Here is a 15,975-nt window from a genome sequence, read left to right as displayed (position 1 = left end):
CCCCTGACGCCGGGGTTCCACAGAAGCGAGGCAGCCCTAGTCCACGAAAAGGGGGCCTGATCTGCGGGAATGCGCGGCGGTATGGCGACGGGGCGTGCCACTAGGCGCTGACATAACTGCAGGTCAGCGGCCCTGGACCCGTCAAGTCCACTACTGGGGCGTTGCGTTGCAAGGCACCACGCTACCGGCCGTGACCGGGTTGGGCGCCACGGTCAGCGCGGTCATCGACGCGCTGAACGCCGTTCCGCTGAGGTCGGCGGGAGCGCCGCCCCTCTCGTCACCCTCACCCCATGCACACCGGGAGCGGCTTCGAAACCCGCCGGGGTAGCCCCCTTGTTCTGCAACGTGACACCTGGCCCCCAGAGTGTCACGTCCGTTCTTGGCCCCCATGTTCCGATGGCGTGCCACGAGGCAACCGGCCGGACCGGCCCCATGGTTTGAGCGGGGCCGGGCCAGGGCGTCACATCCGGCAATTTCAACGGGGCAGCCGCGCCCACGACTTGGTGCCTCGCTGCGGCGCGTTCGCCTCGCAGGAGCCCCACTCCCCACCCCAGTCGTCCACAACAGCCGCCAGCAGCCACAGCGCCCGCCGACGCCGCGTCTCGCAGAGTGTGGCCATGTCCGGGTCGGGGTGGTGGGGATGCTGGTCCCAGACGAGGAGGCGGAGCGCGTCGTCCCGGTGGCGCAGGGACACGTACAGCTCCTTGCCCGGGCTCATCCTGGCCGTGACGGCGATGAGTTCGGTGGCCGCATGCGTGACCGGCCAGACGTACGGGGCGAGCCCGTGCGCCTTCAGGGCGGCGGCGAATGACTCCCCTGATACGGGTGGCGAGTTGGCGGCGTCTCTCTTTCGCGTGGGCGCGCACGGGTGGCTCACGTTGTTGTGTTGCACACGAGCAGTGGCCTGTCTCCCTGACGCGGGACCGCCCCTCCCTCGGCACCGATGAAGCGGGGAACAGCTATATCGCGGTCACCGGCGCCGAGGCGCACTACCTCACCGACAGCCGCGAGGCACTCCAGCAAATGATCCGCGACATCAAGGCCGGCAAGGCCGACCACCTGCTGTAACAGCAAGGGCCCGGCACCGCGACGCGCTCGCGGTGCCGGGCACGACATCACACAGGCCCCATTCAGGGGGCCGACCCCGTTGCCTCGCTCGAGGTCAGCCCTGCTCTGCGGCGCTCACCCGACGCTGCGCCAAAGTGCGTTGCCGATGCAGCCGCAGCCCCGCCTTGGCCATCTCCGCACGGCCTCGCTCAGCGAGTTGGTCGGCACCACATCGGTCCGCCAGCTCGATACCCTCGAACAGCAGCTCGGCTACCCTGTCGGTGCGGCCGTCGCGCCTGAGCTCCGCGCCGAGGTCAATCAGCGCCTCAGCGTACGCGTGCCGGTTGGGGGACCGGCTCAGTACCTTCACCGCGCGCTCTCGCTGGGGCAGCGCCTGCCCGTCCTCGTTCACCGCCGCGCCGAAGCACAGCGCCTCACCGATGGCGGTGGGCGTGCCATAGCGCTCTGCCCGACGCAGCATCTCCGCTGCGAGGGCGCGGGCGCCCTGGGGGTCCTCCTCGGCGATGGCGATGGCGAGGTATCCCGCCCAGGGACACCAGGTCGGGTTGAGGATGCCCTTGGCTTCCAGCCGTTTCCCGGCCGCGGTGAGTTGTGCCACGGCCTCCTCGCGCAGACCACGGGCGAGAAGCAGTCGTCCGTAGACGGTTTGGGAGTCGGGAAAGGCCACCGCGTTCGGGTAGGGGGGCGCGAAGTCGTACGTCTCGGCAACGCGAAGCGCCTCCTCGACGCGGCCCCGGGACAGCAGGACGTCCAGCAACAGTCCGACGGCATACCATTGGGCGGGCACCCGGGGGCCCACCCGCTCGGCCAGGCGCACTCCCTCACGCGCGCAGTCCTCTGCTTCGACGAGCATCCCGCGCCGGAACCAGACCAGGCCGAGGAGAGTGAAGCCGAAAGAGAGGTGGGCACCACTCCACCCGACCTGCTCGCACTCTGCGATGGCCGAACTGAACAGTTCTTCCGCGCGGTCGCACTCGTCGGCGTACATGTAGCTGAGCGCGGCCAGGCTCGGGAGTTCGAAACCCCAGTCCGGGTCGGTGTAGCTCAGTCCCAGGGCACGTGCGGCGATGGCCAGCGTGTTCGCGGCCGGCTCCCCGCGCAACATCGCGTCCCAGGTTCGAACGCACAGCAGGGCCCGCTCCTCGATGTCCTTTCCGGGCACGTGCTCGGCAAGCCGTACGAGCCGACGGGAGCGCTCGGACGCCTGCGCCTCGTGCGCGTCGAAGGCCAGCCACAGATAATGCGCTGCCTGCAGGCGCAGCCGCGCTCGAGCGGACTTTGCCTGTGCTGCCTCGGCGCCCGCGACGGCGGCCGCTCTGGCGGGCTGGTCGTTGTGGGCGAATGCCTGAGCCAGCCGGAAGGTGGCGTCCTCCCTGAGCGCGGGGTCCAGGAACGGCTGCTCCAGGGCTGCCGTGAGGTGATTGACGGTGACGGCCGGGGCAGTGAGCAGGGCAGAGCAGCCGAGTTCGTAGAGCACGCCCGCGCGATCCTCGGGCGCCGGCGGTTCGCGCAGCGCACGTTCCAGACAGCGTCGAGCCGCGTCGGGCGCGCCAAGACGGAGATTCTCGCGCGCGGCAGCGCGCAGTTGAAGGACGGTGTGCGGGTCGTCCTCGGGATGGGTCTCGAGCAGATGCCGAGCGGCGGCCGTGACGCCCAGGCCCGCGTCGGCCACCGCCCAGGCGGCCTGACCGTGCAGCGCGGTGCGGGTGGTCGGCGGGATGGCCTGGTACACAGCGGTGGCGACGAGTGGATGGATGAACTCGAGTGTCCGGCTGCCGGTGAGAATACGGGCGACGCGTAGCCGGTCCACGGCGTCCTGGGCCTCGGCCGGTGGCAGTCCGGCCACTGCTGCGGCCAGCTCCGGGGAGATCTCGGTGCCGAGCACCGCGGCGGCCCAGGCAAGCCGGACAGAGGCGTGGCCGAGCCTCTCCAGCCGTTTGACCAGTCCGGCGCCGCGTGCGCTCGCAGCGAGTTCGCGCAGCAGGGAGGCCGACTCCGCGTTCGGGACGAGGCTGCGGTCCTGGACCTTGGCGATGAGCTCGACGGCCTCGTAGGGGTTGCCGCCGGTGACCGCCCAACACTCGCGGCAGAAGAGGTCGTCGGCTTCCGCTCCTAGCGAACTTCGCACCAGTTCGCCCACTGCCTCCGGGCTGAGAACGTGCAGGGGGATCGGGCGTCCGCTGCGGCCGTCAATCAGTTCGCGGAACGTCGCGGCCTCGGTGGGCACTTCGTCCGGGCGGTAGCCGAGGACCACCAGCACGGGAAGTTCCTGCGCTCTCACCGCGAACGCGGCGAGCCAGGCGAGTGACTCCAGATCACCCCAATGGGCGTCGTCGAGAACGATCACTATCGGTGCCCGTCGCACGGCCAGCTGGGTGACGACCCAGTCCAGACCGTCCCGGACGCCCTGCGGGTCCGGGGCGGCGGTACCGGTCTGCTGAGCGAACAGACCAACGGCCGGGCCGGCGATCTCGTACCACCCGCCGAATATCTCGCGACGCTCGGCCTCGGTGCAGGAAGCGAGGACGGGCTGCAGCAGCTGGCGTACGACATGGAAGGGGACGGTTTGCTCCTGCTCGCCGCCTCGGGCAGACAGTACAGTGCAGCCGCGGGCAGTGGCGATGCGCCGGACCTCGGCCAGCACGGTCGTCTTGCCCAGCCCGGCGGCAGCGCTGAAGAACAGCAGCCCACCGTGCTTGCCTTCGCCGTCCCCGCCGCCTGCGCAGATCCCCTCCACCGCATTCCGAGCAGCGACCACCTCGTTTTGGCGCTCGTACAGGGGCTTACCCACCCGATCGCGTCCGTCCACGACGGCGGTCCTCCCGGTGCGGTAGCGTTCCGACACTTTGTTCCCCCTGCTCTGCCAGCATGCGGGGAAGCCTAGCGAAACACGCATATACACGGCAGAGATGTGGGGGGATTGGATGCGGGCGATCGTGCGGTGGCATCTCGCAACGCCGGCGCGGGGTTCGGCTTCACGGGCCATCGTCGCCGGGGATTCCGGGGCGTATCGCCAGCCGGTGAAGGGTCGGCAGCAGGACCGGGGGCGGTCCTGCTGCCGGTGCGCTCAGGACGCTTCCCGAGCCGGTCGGGCGGACATCGATCAGTCGCCCGTTCCAAAGTAATCCTGGCTCACAACCGCAGCCCCGCCGTTGCTGGGGGAACGGAGGCCTCGGCGTACCGTGCCGATTCCTGGCTGTATTCGAGAAACCCACGCGCCCATGCGCGGATCCCGTCCACGTACCGGTCAACTGCGGCCTGTTCCTGCACCGTCAGGTTCATGGCGAGGGCGGTGGTCTGCAGACTGACCATTGCGGCAGGCAATTCGGTGATTCGCAGGGAAAGCCGGCGGTGCACCTCGTTGACAGCGTCCTGCAGCGTCAAGTGGTGATGGTGCTGCAGTATCACGACGAGGTTGCTGGTTTCGCCGGTGCGTAGTTCTTTGCCTAGGGAGTACAGGTCGTTGGTCCAGCAGATGATGTCGGCGGCGGTATCCCGCAGCTGTCGGCAGGCCGGCGAGGACCACACCGGCTCGGTGAGTTCCGCGTCCTGTGCGTATTCGGTGAGGTCGAAGCACCAGCCGACCGCTCCGGAGACCCGGCGCCAGGCGACGTAGGCATGAGGCGTGGGTACGCTGCGTTCCTCCCGGCGCCGGATCATGTCCCGGTTGGTGCTTATCCATTCCGCCAGATGCCGGCGGAAGCGATCGCTCCATGCGGGGCTCATCTGATCGGCCAATCGGGGCACGATCTCCGCCAGGACGCGTACGGTCCCCGGCGCCTTTTCGGGCACAACGTCCTGTGCGCAGGTGACGATGCGCATCATGGCTTGCAGCTCTGTGTCGACCGCTCCGGAATCGTCCCCGCGGGCGTCACTGCGGTCATCGACGACGAACATCCACAGGGCCAAGCGAGACAGCTCTGCCAGCCGCTCCGGGGGTGCCCATGGCCAGACCCGTCCGGCGAAGGCAATATGACGCTCCCTGCGGGCCTGCTCAGCCGCTTCCGCAGACAGCAGCCCCACTTTCTGCGCCCACGCCGTGACGTGCGGCTCTACGTGGGGAAGGCCGGGGTTGAGCAGCGAGAGGTCCCGGGTTTTGCACTGCAGGGGGGCAGACCATTGCCCGCTGTCCCCTGGGATGGCCCACCCTACGATCTCGGTGCCTGCGTTTACAGGCGTTCGTCTCACGAGAACTTCCCTCCAGCCCGCTACAGCACGGGTATAGACCGCGCCTTGTCATCTTTCCCTACGGACCGGCTTTTACCCACCCCGCCGGGACACGGCGCCCTCTCTTCATGCATCGCGCCCTCGACGCGAAACCCAACGACGCGACTCTGCTGGTGATGTTGGGCAGATCACGCGGTGGCTGAGCACAGAGTGCGCAAGCGCGTGGCCCGGCGTCGTGTTCCGGGTGCGGTGTCGATCCAGTCGGCGACGCGGGCGACGTTGCAGGGCCGCCGAGTTCAGCTGCCACTGGAGTGAGGTCAGTGCGGCTGTTCACCACCATCAGGCTGACCGAGAGTGCGGCTCCCAGGTGCTGCCGGACGTGCGGCACCGGACTCAGGCGCGCTTCCCACAGCGGCCAGATGACGCCCGGTGTCTTGGCGGCCCGGCGGGTCACTGTCTGTGGGGTGGCCGAGGGGAGCGAGGGCACCGGCGCCGCGGTGCTATGGCGGAGCTGGTCGACGGAACGAAGGGTCGGGGTGATGGCTGCGAGGTGGACAGCCTGAAGCCACGGGCGGGCATACCTCGCCCATGGTTTGAGCGGGGCCGGTCCAGGCCGTCACATCCGGCAATGTCAACGGGGCAGCCGCACCCAGGACTTGGTTCCGCGCTGCGGCGCGTTCGCCTCGCAGGCGCCCCACTCCCCGCCCCAGTCGTCCACGACAGCCGCCAGCAACCAGAGCGCCCGCCGACGCCGCGTCTCGCAGAGTGTGGCCATGTCCGGTTCGGGGTGGTGGGGATGCTGGTCCCAGACGAGGAGGCGGAGCGCGTCATCCCGGTGGCGTAGGGATACGTACAGTTCCTTTCCGGGGCTCATCCTGGCCGTGACGGCGATGAGTTCGGCCGCAGCGTGCGTGGCCGGCCAGACGTACGGGGCCAGCCCGTGCGCCTTCAGCGCGGCGGCGATCGCCGTACGCCCGATGAACGCGCTACGGACATCGCCCGGCAGCGTGAAGCTCAGCCAGAGACCGTGCGCGGAGCGGCCCTTGGAGCGCAGGTAGGGCTCCGGGAGCTCTGGGAGTTGCTGGTGCGGGCCGCGGGGTGCAGTCGAGCTCGGGTGCGGGTGCGGATGCAGGCCCGTCCTACGCGCCTCGGCGAGAACCGGGCAGAGTGCGGTGAATGGAGATGAGTGCATGGCTGACTCCCCTGATACGGGTGACAAGTTGGCGGTATCTCTCTTTCGCGTGGGCGCGCACGGGTGGCTCACGTTGTTGCGCTGCGGACGAGCAGTGGCCTGTCTCCCTGACGCGGGACCGCCCCTCCCAGGGAAGAAGGTTGCGGGCAGGACCGCGTGATGCACTTCAGCTCGTCGCTGCGTGAGCGGTGCATCACTCACTGTAGGTCATCCAGGAGTACGTGTACTACGCTTTACCGGCTCGGATGAGCGTCGGTGGACCTTCAACTGGCTTGGGAGGCAGACTGTTGGCAATTCCGGGCAGCAGGGGAGAGAAGGATGCCGCCGAGAATCGCACCAACCGAGCGTCAGCGACGCCTGGGAGCAGAGCTCCGGAAGATGCGCACAGCCGCCGACATGACCACAGAGGTGGCGGCTCGCGCCCTCGGCGTGCCACGCACGAACATCCCGAACATGGAATCCGGACGCTCCGGGATCAGCGCTGAGCGTGTCCGCACCCTGGCCGAGACCTACGGCTGCCGGAACGAGGCATTGATCGATGCCCTGACTGCCATGACGTCTCGACACCGTTCGCCCTGGTGGGCCGCCTACCGGGACCTTCTTCCTGCCAGCTTTCTCGACGTGGCCGAGATGGAGTGGTACGCCCATCGGTTGCAGATCTCCCTAACCGTGCACATGCCGGGCCTCTTTCACACCGAGGAGCACGCCCGCGCCGTCTTCGAGCACGTCATTCCGCAACTCGCCCCCAGCGACGTTGATGCGCGCATGGCCTTGCGCCTGGATCGCTGCCAGGTCCTGGACAAGGGTGACCCACCATCGATCGAATTGATCATGTACGAGGCTGCTCTGCGCACCCAATTCGGCGGGCCAAAAGTGGCCAAGGGGCAGCTCCATCACATCCTTGACGCGTCTGAACGGTACGACGTGACCGTGCACGCCATTCCATTCAGTGCCGGAGGATTCCCTGGCGCCGGACAGTCGGTGATATACGCCGAGGGCCCTGTGCCGGAACTCGACACCGTGGAACTCGACAGCACCCACGGGCCGGAGTTCTACGACTCCGACCAGCAGCTTCGCAAGTACCGGGCGCAGCTTGAGGCCATGCGAGCGGTGGCCTTGAACCCGGTCCGATCCCGCGACTTCATCCTCACCATTGCCAACGACCTTTAGGGAAACCCGCCATGCCTGAGATCACCTGGGAGACCCCGTACTGCGGAGAGGCAGCGAACTGCTACCGGATAGGAACCGACGAGGCGGGCAACAGCTACATCGCCGTAGTCGGCGCCGAGGCGCACTACCTCACCGACAGCCGCGAGGCGCTCCAGCAGATGATCCGCGACATCAAGGCCGGCAAGGCCGACCACCTGCTGTAACAGCAAGGGCCCGGCTCCGCGACGCGATCGCAGTGCCGGGCCCCTACGCGGGCGCAGGTACCTCAGGAAGAGGTGCCGCGGGGGAAGGAGACCTCCACTCGGCGGTTCTTCTTGCGGCCCTCTTCCGTGCTGTTGTTGGCGATCGGGTACTGCTCGCCGTAGCCGCGGATATCGAAGGTGACGTTCGGGCCCAACTGCTTGACCAACACCGACTGCACAGCGTTGGCGCGCTGCTTGGACAGCACGTCACCATGGGCCGAGGAGCCGAGATTGTCGGTGAAGCCGAAGACGCGCACCTTGGTGGAGTTCTGCTTCTTGATCTCGGCGGCGATGGCCGCGATACGCGCGTTGGCGGCGGAACTCAGCTTGGCGCTGTCCTTACCGAAGAGGACCTCTGCCTGGAGCGCGAACTTGATGTCCGCGTTGCTCTCCTCGCGACGCTCGTCGCCGCCCTCGTCCTCGACGACCTGGATGATGTCGAGGACCTTCGCGGGGGCGAGGGTGCCACCCTCAGCCATCCTGAGGTCGGGGTCGTTACCGTCCACCTCTACCGGGGGCTCGGCGGATGACTCAGTCCCCGGTGGCACGCTCGGTCCGTCGTCGGCCAGAGCAGTCGAAGCGCCGAAGGCGGACGTGGCGGCCATCAGTACGGCTGCAGCAATAGCCATGCCGGCCGCATGCGCCGGCCTACACCTGGTACGGGTGTATGTCATGTCGGCCCTCACCCAGAGATCTTCACTGAGGTGGTGGCAAACGTCGGCAGGGTGAGATCGACTTCAGTCGTCGTGCTCGGCGGCGCCGGGAACTGCATGAATACCGGGACCGACCTTCCGGGCTGGACCGCCGACATGCCGGTCGTACAGAGGCACCGGCCATCCGTATCGCGAAGGATGTAGTAGCGCTTCTTGCCGACCTTGTCCACCAGAGTTGCGCCGCCGACCGAGTTGAGATTCTTCCTGACGATGACGGTTTCGGAACCTGCCCATGCAGCCGGATTGGCGGCGGCGTCACCTTGGTTCTTCAGTTCCCCTTGAACGGTGACGAAACCGCCGGAGTCCCTCTTCACCTCGTTGACGACCAGCAGCATGCCCATTGCGCCCCTGGCCTCGGCGAGCTTCACATTCGGGTCCACGTTGTCCCCGGCTGCAGTGTCCTCCTGCTTCGCCCCCTTGTCCTCCTCGGAGGGCTTGGAAGGCTCGGAGGACGGTGGCGAGCTGGCGTCGTCAGTCTTCTTGCCACCACCGTCAGTTCCGCAACCGGTGACGACCAGAGCCAACGCCGCCGCCATCGAGACCGCCGCCACCACCCTTCGGGTCCTCGCAGTGCGCCGAATGCTCATGGATTCTGGATCCTTTACTCGTAGTTCGCCATCAATTGCCGACCAGATGCACGTCGTAGAGAATCTTGCTCACCTCGGACCAGGGCGGGAACTTGCTCGGCGCGATTTGGAGAAAGTCCTTGCCGCACCTGAAGAAGAACATGTCCCGAATGCTGTCGTCGTTGTAGTCCACGGACGTCCAACGGCAGCGAAACTTGATGACAGCGGTGGCGGTGGCCTTCGCGAATGTCCTCTCCGAACCGGGAAGCACTGACGAGTCCACCGGCTTGCGCCCCTCGACATCGACCTTGATCCGATCCGTATAGCCACCCCGCATCGGGTGGCAGTCTTCGACACGCGCATCGTTCGCGGCGGCAAGGCTGTAAGCCGCAGAGCACGCCCCCGGAGGAATCGGGTGAGCTTGGAGAAACGCATCCAGCAAGTCCTCAGGAAGCGAGGCGCGGAACGGACCCTCGAAGTCCTCACGAGCCTGCTGCGCTGCAGCCAGAGCCGCTGCATCCGCCGCCCCCTGGGCACCATTACGCAAGGCCGACGCCTTGCCGACGGCAAAGAACGCGAACACGAGGAAGAGCAGGCCCGCCACCATCACTACATAGATGGGGAAGGCCTGCCCTGCATCGCGCCGAGACTTCGCGATCACGTGCCAGCCGTGATCTGGTCCACCATGTCGGAGATCCGACCCGAGATCGCGCTGCCGATCCCCGTAGCCATGATCGCCCCGATGATCGCCACGACCACCAGGATGATGCCCAGGTACTCGAACGCCGTCTGACCCCGGTCCTTGGCCTCGTAACGCTTCTGGATCGCGCTGACCGCGGTGTTGGCCCAGCCGTTGACGCGCACGGCGGTCTTCAGGGTGATTTTCGACATGGAATTCCCCTCCGGGTTCGGCCGACCGGTGGTCGGCCGACTCGCACGTTTCCTGGGTGTCGCCCGCGGTTCCGGCTTCCTCCTGGCCGGAGCCGCCGGCGACGTGAGAAACATACGGCGGCACACCCTGCTCGCCGGAGGGTCCCAGGGCCCATTCCCGGGCCCAAAACGTCAGTTGGGCCTCCGGCACCGGTACGTGCGGGGCCCCACGCCCCGCACGTACCACCACGCTCCCGCTGCGACGCTCAGCCACGGCGACCACCAGTCCCGTGCGCCCCCGGGCCCGCCGTGGGGGCCGTGCCGAGCCAGCGGGCGATGGCCTCGCTGCGGGTGGCGCTGTGCAGCTTGGTGAAGATGCGGTTGATGTGGTTCTTGACCGTCTTCTCGCTGATGAAGCAGGTGGCGGCGATCTGCTGATTGCTCATGCCGGACGCGATCAGCTCCATGACCTCCACCTCCCGTGAACTCAGTCCGTACTGCCGTCTGTTGAGAGCCACTTCCGGGCCCCCGGTCATGGAAGACTGTGCCACAGCTGGTTGCAAATGCGAAAGACCTTGTGCGGTGTGGACCGGTCGCATCGCAGGTGGAGCCGGTTCGGGCTTGGGTGCGTGTGCAGGCGCACCGCGTTGCTGAGCGGAACTCGGGGCGTGGCCGTCGTAGCCGGGCCCCGGGTAGGGAACACCCGTGGTCAGGGCCGCGCCGAGGCCCTCCGGGAGCGCTCGTCCCTGCGGGCCGGGGCCCTGGCGCATGTGGGCCAGGAGGGCGTTGGCTGCTGTGGCGGTGAAGTGGGCCCGGCCGTTCCCGGCATCGCGTACGGCCTGCACCAACTCGTCGGCGGTGAACTCGCCATGGACCAGGTAGCCGCTCGCGCCCAGGCGCAGCGCCTCGTGGACGATCTCGCTCTCGCGGCTGTAGGTCAGCATCATGACCGGTGCGACCTGGACGAGGTGGGGCAGGGCGGAGATGCCGTCGACACCGGGCATGCGGACGTCCAGCAGGACGACGTCCGGGCGGTGCAGAACGGCCATGTCGTAGGCCTGGCGGCCGTCCGCGGCCTCGGCCACGACGTCGATGTCGTCGCGGCCGGAGAGCAGGACCCCCAGGCCGGCCCGGACCACCGGGTTGTCGTCGGCGACGACAACCCGCAGGGCACCGGGAACGGGCGGGGGCGCGGGGAAGGGATGACGCATGGACTCGGATGCCGCGGACTGCTGGGGGACGGGGACAGGGAACCCGTGCGAACCGGGCTCGGAGTTGAGCGGGGTGACGTGCGAGGTCGTGTGCTGGGACGCGTGGTGCTGTACGGCCCAGTTCTGGCCCGACGCGCGGGAGACGTCGTCCGGCATCTGCGACCTCCTCTCAGGGTTTTATGGGGGGTGAGGGTGGAGTGGGACGTTGTGCGGTTGAGTCGGGTTGCTGCGGTTGCGGAGCGGTGGTGAGAGCGGCGATCGGGAGTTCCAGGCGGACTTCGGTTCCCCTGGCCGCCTGGCCCTTTCCGATCCGGATGCGGGCGCCGATGGACGCGGCGCGTTCGACCATGCCGACGAGGCCGAAGTGTCCGGCCTGCCGGAGGTCGTCGAGCGTCGTGCCCGCGGGCAGACCTTGCCCGTCGTCGTAGACGCTGACGCGCAGGACATCGCCCTTCACGCCGACGAGTACGACGAGGTAGGTGGGGTGGGCGTGGCGGTGGGCGTTCTCCATCGCCTCGGAGGCGACGGTGAGCAGCTGGCGCGCGACGACCTGGGGGACGTGCGGGATCGGCACGTCGTCGAGGAGTCGGAAGGTGGCCGTGAGTGCGTGGCGGCGGGAGAAGTCGTCTGCGCGGGCGCGGAGTTCGCCTACGACGTCCACGCCGCCGTCGAGTCCTGACTCGCGGCGCAGGTCGGAGAGGAGCTCCCGGGATTCGGCCGCCGCACGGCGAGCGGCGCGGGCGACCAGTTCGGCCTGGTGCTTGACGGTGAGCGGGTCCATCCGGTCGGAGGAGACCGCCAGGCCGTCGGCGGCCAGTGCCAGGCCGTGCAGGGTCTTGGCGACCGAGTCGTGCATCTCTCGGGCGAGCCGGGTGCGTTCGCCCTCCACGGCCTCGTTGACGGCCAGGCGGGCCCTGGTCTCGGTGAGTGCCTGGCTGGCCGTCCCGAAGCGGAGGAGCAGATTACGCAGGGTGACGCCGACGGCGCCCGCGATCACGCAGAAACCGGGGAGCAGGAACGCCGTGGCGTCGGCGGGCTGCAGCTTCGGGTCGGTGCCGTACACGCCGACGACGATGACGATCTGGAGTGCGGCGAAGACCGCAGCGCCTCGCCAGCCGTACACGAGTCCGGCCAGCAGGGGGGTGCACACGGTGACGTACGCAAGGGTGGACTCGGGGCTGGCGGTGATCAGCAGCAGGGCGCCGAAGAAGGCGTCTATGCCGAGCAGCCAGGGGTGGCGCAGGAGTACGGGGCCGAAGCGTTCCCAGTCGCGGAACAGAACGTAACTGCCCATGAAGGTGACGAGGATGGCCGAGCCGATCAGCCAGGAGGCCAGTCCCTTCGCGGTGTGGCCGATCGCGAACGGTGTGGCCATGGCGATCATCGCCAGCCGGAAGCCGAAGACCTGGCGGCACATCGCCTGGAGCGCGTTGACCTGGATCGCGAACGCCGGACGCGCTCCAGGATCGGCGATCGCCTGACGCACCTCGGCATTCAGTCCCGTCTGAGTTCCACCGAGTTGGAACGACATGTGCCTGTCACCTCCTTCCGACCGTCCTGCCCAACCGTCCGCCTCGTTCACGTCATCCGCCCGTGAGGAAACCGAAGTCGATGTCGGCTCCGTAGACGAAGCCGACCGTCAACAGCACCAGCGTTCCGGGAAGCAGGAAGGTGGTGACGGCGAAGGTCGCCTTGGGAACGGCCCTGGCCGCCTTGCGGCGGGCGTTCTGGGCGTCGGTGCGGCGCATGTCGTTGGCGATCTGGATCAGCGTCTCGACGATCGGCGCACCGAGCTCCTCGCCCTGCTGGAGCGTGGTCACGAACATCGCCACCTGCTCCGAGTCATTGCGCTTGCGCAGCTGCTCGAAGGCCTCGCGGCGGCTGACGCCCATGTCCATCTGGCGCAGGGTGATGCGGAGTTCGTCGGCCCACGGGCCCTCGTACTTCTCGGCGACGCGTCCCAGTGCCTGGCGAAATCCAATGCCTGCCGAGACGACGACGGCGAGGACGTCGAGGAAGTCGGGGAGCGTGCGGTCGATGTGGTCGCGGCGCACACGGACCGCCGACCAGATGCCGACCTCGACCCAGAAGATGCCGAAGGCGATCAGCAGCAGCGCGAAGAAGATCTGGCCGCGCAGGAGCATCGTGAAGGCGCCGAGCGCGCCGAGGCCGCCGTAGACGGCGCGGCGGGCGGCGTAGCGGTCGATCGTAAGACCGCCGGGGTTGCCCGCCAGGTCGATCTGGCGGCGCTTCTTGTTGACGGCCTTGGGTCCCATCATCCGCAGGACCGCGGGGGCCCAGCGCATGCCGAGCCGGTCGATGCCGGAACCGACCGCGCTGGTGCGGGTGGAGCCGACCTCCAGGGCGATCGCGAGATCGCCGGGGAGCTTCGCGTCGCGCCGGTACATGCGGAATCCGGCGAAGACTCCGTACACCGCGAGACCCATGACGCCGGCGAGCAGCAGGCCCATGTGCGCCCCGCCCATCAGACATCGATCCGGGACATGCGGCGGATCACGATGAATCCGATCGTGTACAGGGCGATGGAGACGACCACCGCGACCTGGCCGATGAAGGCGCCGGTCATGCGGTCGAGTGCGCCCGGCATGACGGCGTTCATCAGGAGCATGGCGCCCAGGCCGAACATCGGGACGGCGTAGGCGGTGACGGTGACCTGGGAGAGCTGGGTCTTGACCTCGCGCCGGGTCTCCTTGCGCTCCTCCAGCGTCTCCGTGAGGTTGCGCAGCGAGCTGACGACCATACCGCCGGCCCTGTTCGACAGGATGAGGGTGGTGACGAGGACGACGAGTTCGCGGGAGGGCAGCCGGTCGGTCAGCTCACTCATCGCGTCCTCCAGGGGTTCGCCGACGGCGAGGCGTCGGGAGACCCGGGCGAGTTCCTCGCCCGCCGGGTCCTCCATCTCGTCGGCCGCCATGCTGATGGACGTACGCAGCGCGAGGCCCGCCTGGGTGGCGTTGGCGAGGATACGGGAGAGTTCGGGGAGTTGGTTGATGAAGCGTTCGGTGCGCTTGGTCCGCTGCCAGTTCAGGAAGGCGTTGGTACCCCAGAGGCCGATGAGTGCGGCGACCGGACCGAAGAAGCTGGCGAGCATGGACGAGGCGATCATCCACAGTCCGGCCATGGCGAGGAGCGAGTAGACGAAGAACTCGCCCGGTGTGATGTCGAGGCCGGTGGCGGCCAGCTTCAGTTCGAGCTTCCGGCCCAGACCGGTGTTGCGCAGCCTGGCGTCGAGTGCGCGGAATCGGCGATGGCGCCCGGTCTCCGGGATGTGGCCGGTGTACGAGAGGCGGTCCACCAGGGCGTCCCGGTCGGCCTTCCCGCCGGAGTAGGCGTGCAGGCCCGCGACGCCCGTGACGCCGCAGAGCAGGGTGACGCCGATCGTGAGCAGAGGGAGATTCGTCATGGCACGGTACCTAGTTGGCCTCTCGGGTGGCGAGCTGTTCGGCGGATGCGGCGACCCCGAAGGCCTGCGGGATGGGCTGGCTGGCCATGTAGAGGCGGTCGGCGATCTTGCGGGGGATCGGGAGGTACCTGAACTCGCCGTTGATCCGCCCGTCGGCGTCCATCGGCTGGGCATCGAACCGGGCGACGGTCACGATGCGGTACGGATCGCGGCCGTGCGAGTCGAGTACCGCGATCTCGGTGACCTTTCGCGAACCGTCGGCGTGCCGGGTGAGCTGGACTATGACGTCGACGGCGCTGTTGATCTGGTCGTGCAGAGCCTCGAACGGCACCTTGATCTCGGACATCGAGGCCAGGGTCTGCAGACGCATGAGCGCGTCCTCGGCGTTGTTGGCGTGGACGGTGGCGAGCGAACCGTCGTGACCGGTCGACATCGCCTGGAGCATGTCGAGCGACTCGCCGCCACGGACCTCACCTACGACGATCCGGTCGGGGCGCATACGCAGGGAGTTGCGGACCAGGTCGCGGATGGTGATCTGCCCCTTGCCCTCGACGTTCGCCGGACGGGACTCCAGCCGGATCACATGGCTCTGCTGGAGCTGGAGTTCGGCGGAGTCCTCGATGGTGACGATGCGTTCGCTGTTCGGGATGAGGCCGGAGAGCGCGTTGAGGAGCGTCGTCTTCCCGGTGCCCGTGGCGCCGGAGACGATCACGTTGAGCTTGGCCTGGACGAGTCCGGAGAGCAGGATCAGCATCTGCTCGTCGAGCGAGCCGACGCTGATCATTTCCTGGAGCGTGAAGGCTCGGGGGAACCGTCGGATGGTGAGCGTCGCGCCGGTCAGTGACAGCGGCGGGATGATCACGTTGACACGCTCGCCACTCGGCAGACGCGCGTCGACCATGGGATTCGACTCGTCGACGCGGCGGTTGACCGTCGACACGATGCGCTCGATGGTCTGCATCAGCTGTTCGTGCGAGCTGAAGCGCATCGGGAGCTGTTCGACCTTGCCGCTGCGCTCGACGAAGATCTGGTCCGGGCCGTTCACCATGATTTCGGTGATGGACGCGTCTTCGAGGAGCGGTTCCAGAATGCCGAGACCGAGGGCCTCGTCGACGACCCGGCGGATCAACTGGGCGCGTTCGACGGTCGAGAGGACCGGCCCCTCGCGGCTGATGATGTGGCTGAGTACGCGCTCCAGCCTCGCTCGCCGGTCTGCGGCGGCGAGCGACGACATCTCCGCCAGGTCGATCTCTTCGAGCAGCTTGGCGCGGTAGGACGCCACCATGTGACTGTCCTCCCGCGCCCCGCCGTTCTTCTCGGGGGCGGTCATGCGTGCCCGCAGACTCATTGCG

At 68.0% G+C, this 15,975-nt stretch carries 16 protein-coding genes; 3 read left to right on the top strand and 13 right to left on the bottom strand.

Annotated features, from left to right (window positions below):
- Window positions 1–475: 475 nt before the first annotated feature.
- Window positions 476–694 (bottom strand): hypothetical protein, encoded by a 219-nt coding sequence (locus tag OH735_RS24130; protein ID WP_406383611.1) that lies wholly within the window; start codon window positions 692–694, stop codon window positions 476–478.
- A 113-nt stretch (window positions 695–807) separates the two neighbouring features.
- Between OH735_RS24130 and OH735_RS24125 the strand changes: the two genes are divergently transcribed.
- Window positions 808–1,068 carry a hypothetical protein gene (locus OH735_RS24125; RefSeq protein WP_406386970.1) on the top strand — a complete coding sequence of 87 codons (261 nt, stop codon included), beginning with the start codon at window positions 808–810 and terminating at the stop codon, window positions 1,066–1,068.
- Window positions 1,069–1,162: 94 nt separating this feature from the next.
- On the opposite strand, the gene OH735_RS24120 is transcribed toward OH735_RS24125, so the two are convergent.
- From OH735_RS24120 to OH735_RS24110, 3 genes are all read right to left on the bottom strand, one after another.
- On the bottom strand, window positions 1,163–3,877 hold the full coding sequence (locus OH735_RS24120) for an ATP-binding protein (protein ID WP_406383610.1): 2,715 nt from the start codon (window positions 3,875–3,877) through the stop codon (window positions 1,163–1,165).
- Window positions 3,878–4,200: 323 nt separating this feature from the next.
- A complete protein-coding gene (locus tag OH735_RS24115) occupies window positions 4,201–5,091 on the bottom strand; it encodes a hypothetical protein (protein ID WP_406383609.1) in 891 nt (296 codons plus the stop codon).
- 775 nt (window positions 5,092–5,866) lie between these two features.
- The gene (locus tag OH735_RS24110; protein ID WP_406383608.1) at window positions 5,867–6,427 is read right to left on the bottom strand and encodes an ATP-binding protein; all 561 of its coding nucleotides are present in this window, start codon (window positions 6,425–6,427) and stop codon (window positions 5,867–5,869) included.
- A gap of 318 nt (window positions 6,428–6,745) precedes the next feature.
- Between OH735_RS24110 and OH735_RS24105 the strand changes: the two genes are divergently transcribed.
- A complete protein-coding gene (locus tag OH735_RS24105; RefSeq protein ID WP_406383607.1) occupies window positions 6,746–7,597 on the top strand; it encodes a helix-turn-helix domain-containing protein in 852 nt (283 codons plus the stop codon).
- Between the two features lie 11 nt (window positions 7,598–7,608).
- Window positions 7,609–7,800, top strand: a complete 192-nt coding sequence (locus OH735_RS24100) for a hypothetical protein (protein WP_406383606.1) — start codon at window positions 7,609–7,611, stop codon at window positions 7,798–7,800.
- Window positions 7,801–7,862: 62 nt separating this feature from the next.
- Here the strand turns inward: OH735_RS24100 and OH735_RS24095 are convergent, their stop codons facing one another.
- From OH735_RS24095 to OH735_RS24055, 9 genes are all read right to left on the bottom strand, one after another.
- Entirely contained in the window at window positions 7,863–8,513 is a 651-nt protein-coding gene (locus tag OH735_RS24095; RefSeq protein ID WP_406383605.1) for an OmpA family protein, read from the bottom strand.
- Window positions 8,514–8,521: 8 nt separating this feature from the next.
- Window positions 8,522–9,139, bottom strand: a complete 618-nt coding sequence (locus tag OH735_RS24090; protein WP_406383604.1) for a hypothetical protein — start codon at window positions 9,137–9,139, stop codon at window positions 8,522–8,524.
- 31 nt (window positions 9,140–9,170) lie between these two features.
- Window positions 9,171–9,779, bottom strand: coding sequence for a pilus assembly protein TadG-related protein (locus OH735_RS24085; RefSeq protein WP_406383603.1), 609 nt, complete (start codon window positions 9,777–9,779; stop codon window positions 9,171–9,173).
- Window positions 9,776–10,009, bottom strand: coding sequence for a hypothetical protein (locus tag OH735_RS24080; RefSeq protein ID WP_406383602.1), 234 nt, complete (start codon window positions 10,007–10,009; stop codon window positions 9,776–9,778). Before OH735_RS24080 ends, OH735_RS24085 begins: the two co-directional genes overlap by 4 nt.
- A gap of 245 nt (window positions 10,010–10,254) precedes the next feature.
- The gene (locus OH735_RS24075) at window positions 10,255–11,355 is read right to left on the bottom strand and encodes a response regulator (RefSeq protein WP_406383601.1); all 1,101 of its coding nucleotides are present in this window, start codon (window positions 11,353–11,355) and stop codon (window positions 10,255–10,257) included.
- A gap of 13 nt (window positions 11,356–11,368) precedes the next feature.
- Window positions 11,369–12,730, bottom strand: coding sequence for a sensor histidine kinase (locus OH735_RS24070; protein ID WP_406383600.1), 1,362 nt, complete (start codon window positions 12,728–12,730; stop codon window positions 11,369–11,371).
- A gap of 52 nt (window positions 12,731–12,782) precedes the next feature.
- Window positions 12,783–13,670 (bottom strand): DUF5936 domain-containing protein, encoded by an 888-nt coding sequence (locus OH735_RS24065; RefSeq protein WP_406386706.1) that lies wholly within the window; start codon window positions 13,668–13,670, stop codon window positions 12,783–12,785.
- Window positions 13,671–13,684: 14 nt separating this feature from the next.
- On the bottom strand, window positions 13,685–14,623 hold the full coding sequence (locus OH735_RS24060) for a type II secretion system F family protein (RefSeq protein ID WP_406383599.1): 939 nt from the start codon (window positions 14,621–14,623) through the stop codon (window positions 13,685–13,687).
- 10 nt (window positions 14,624–14,633) lie between these two features.
- A complete protein-coding gene (locus tag OH735_RS24055; protein WP_406383598.1) occupies window positions 14,634–15,971 on the bottom strand; it encodes a CpaF family protein in 1,338 nt (445 codons plus the stop codon).
- Window positions 15,972–15,975: the final 4 nt, after the last annotated feature.

This window comes from Streptomyces sp. NBC_01618, from assembly GCF_045209435.1.
In the GTDB taxonomy this organism is placed as follows: domain Bacteria; phylum Actinomycetota; class Actinomycetes; order Streptomycetales; family Streptomycetaceae; genus Streptomyces.
This window is presented reverse-complemented; position numbering and strand designations above follow the sequence as displayed.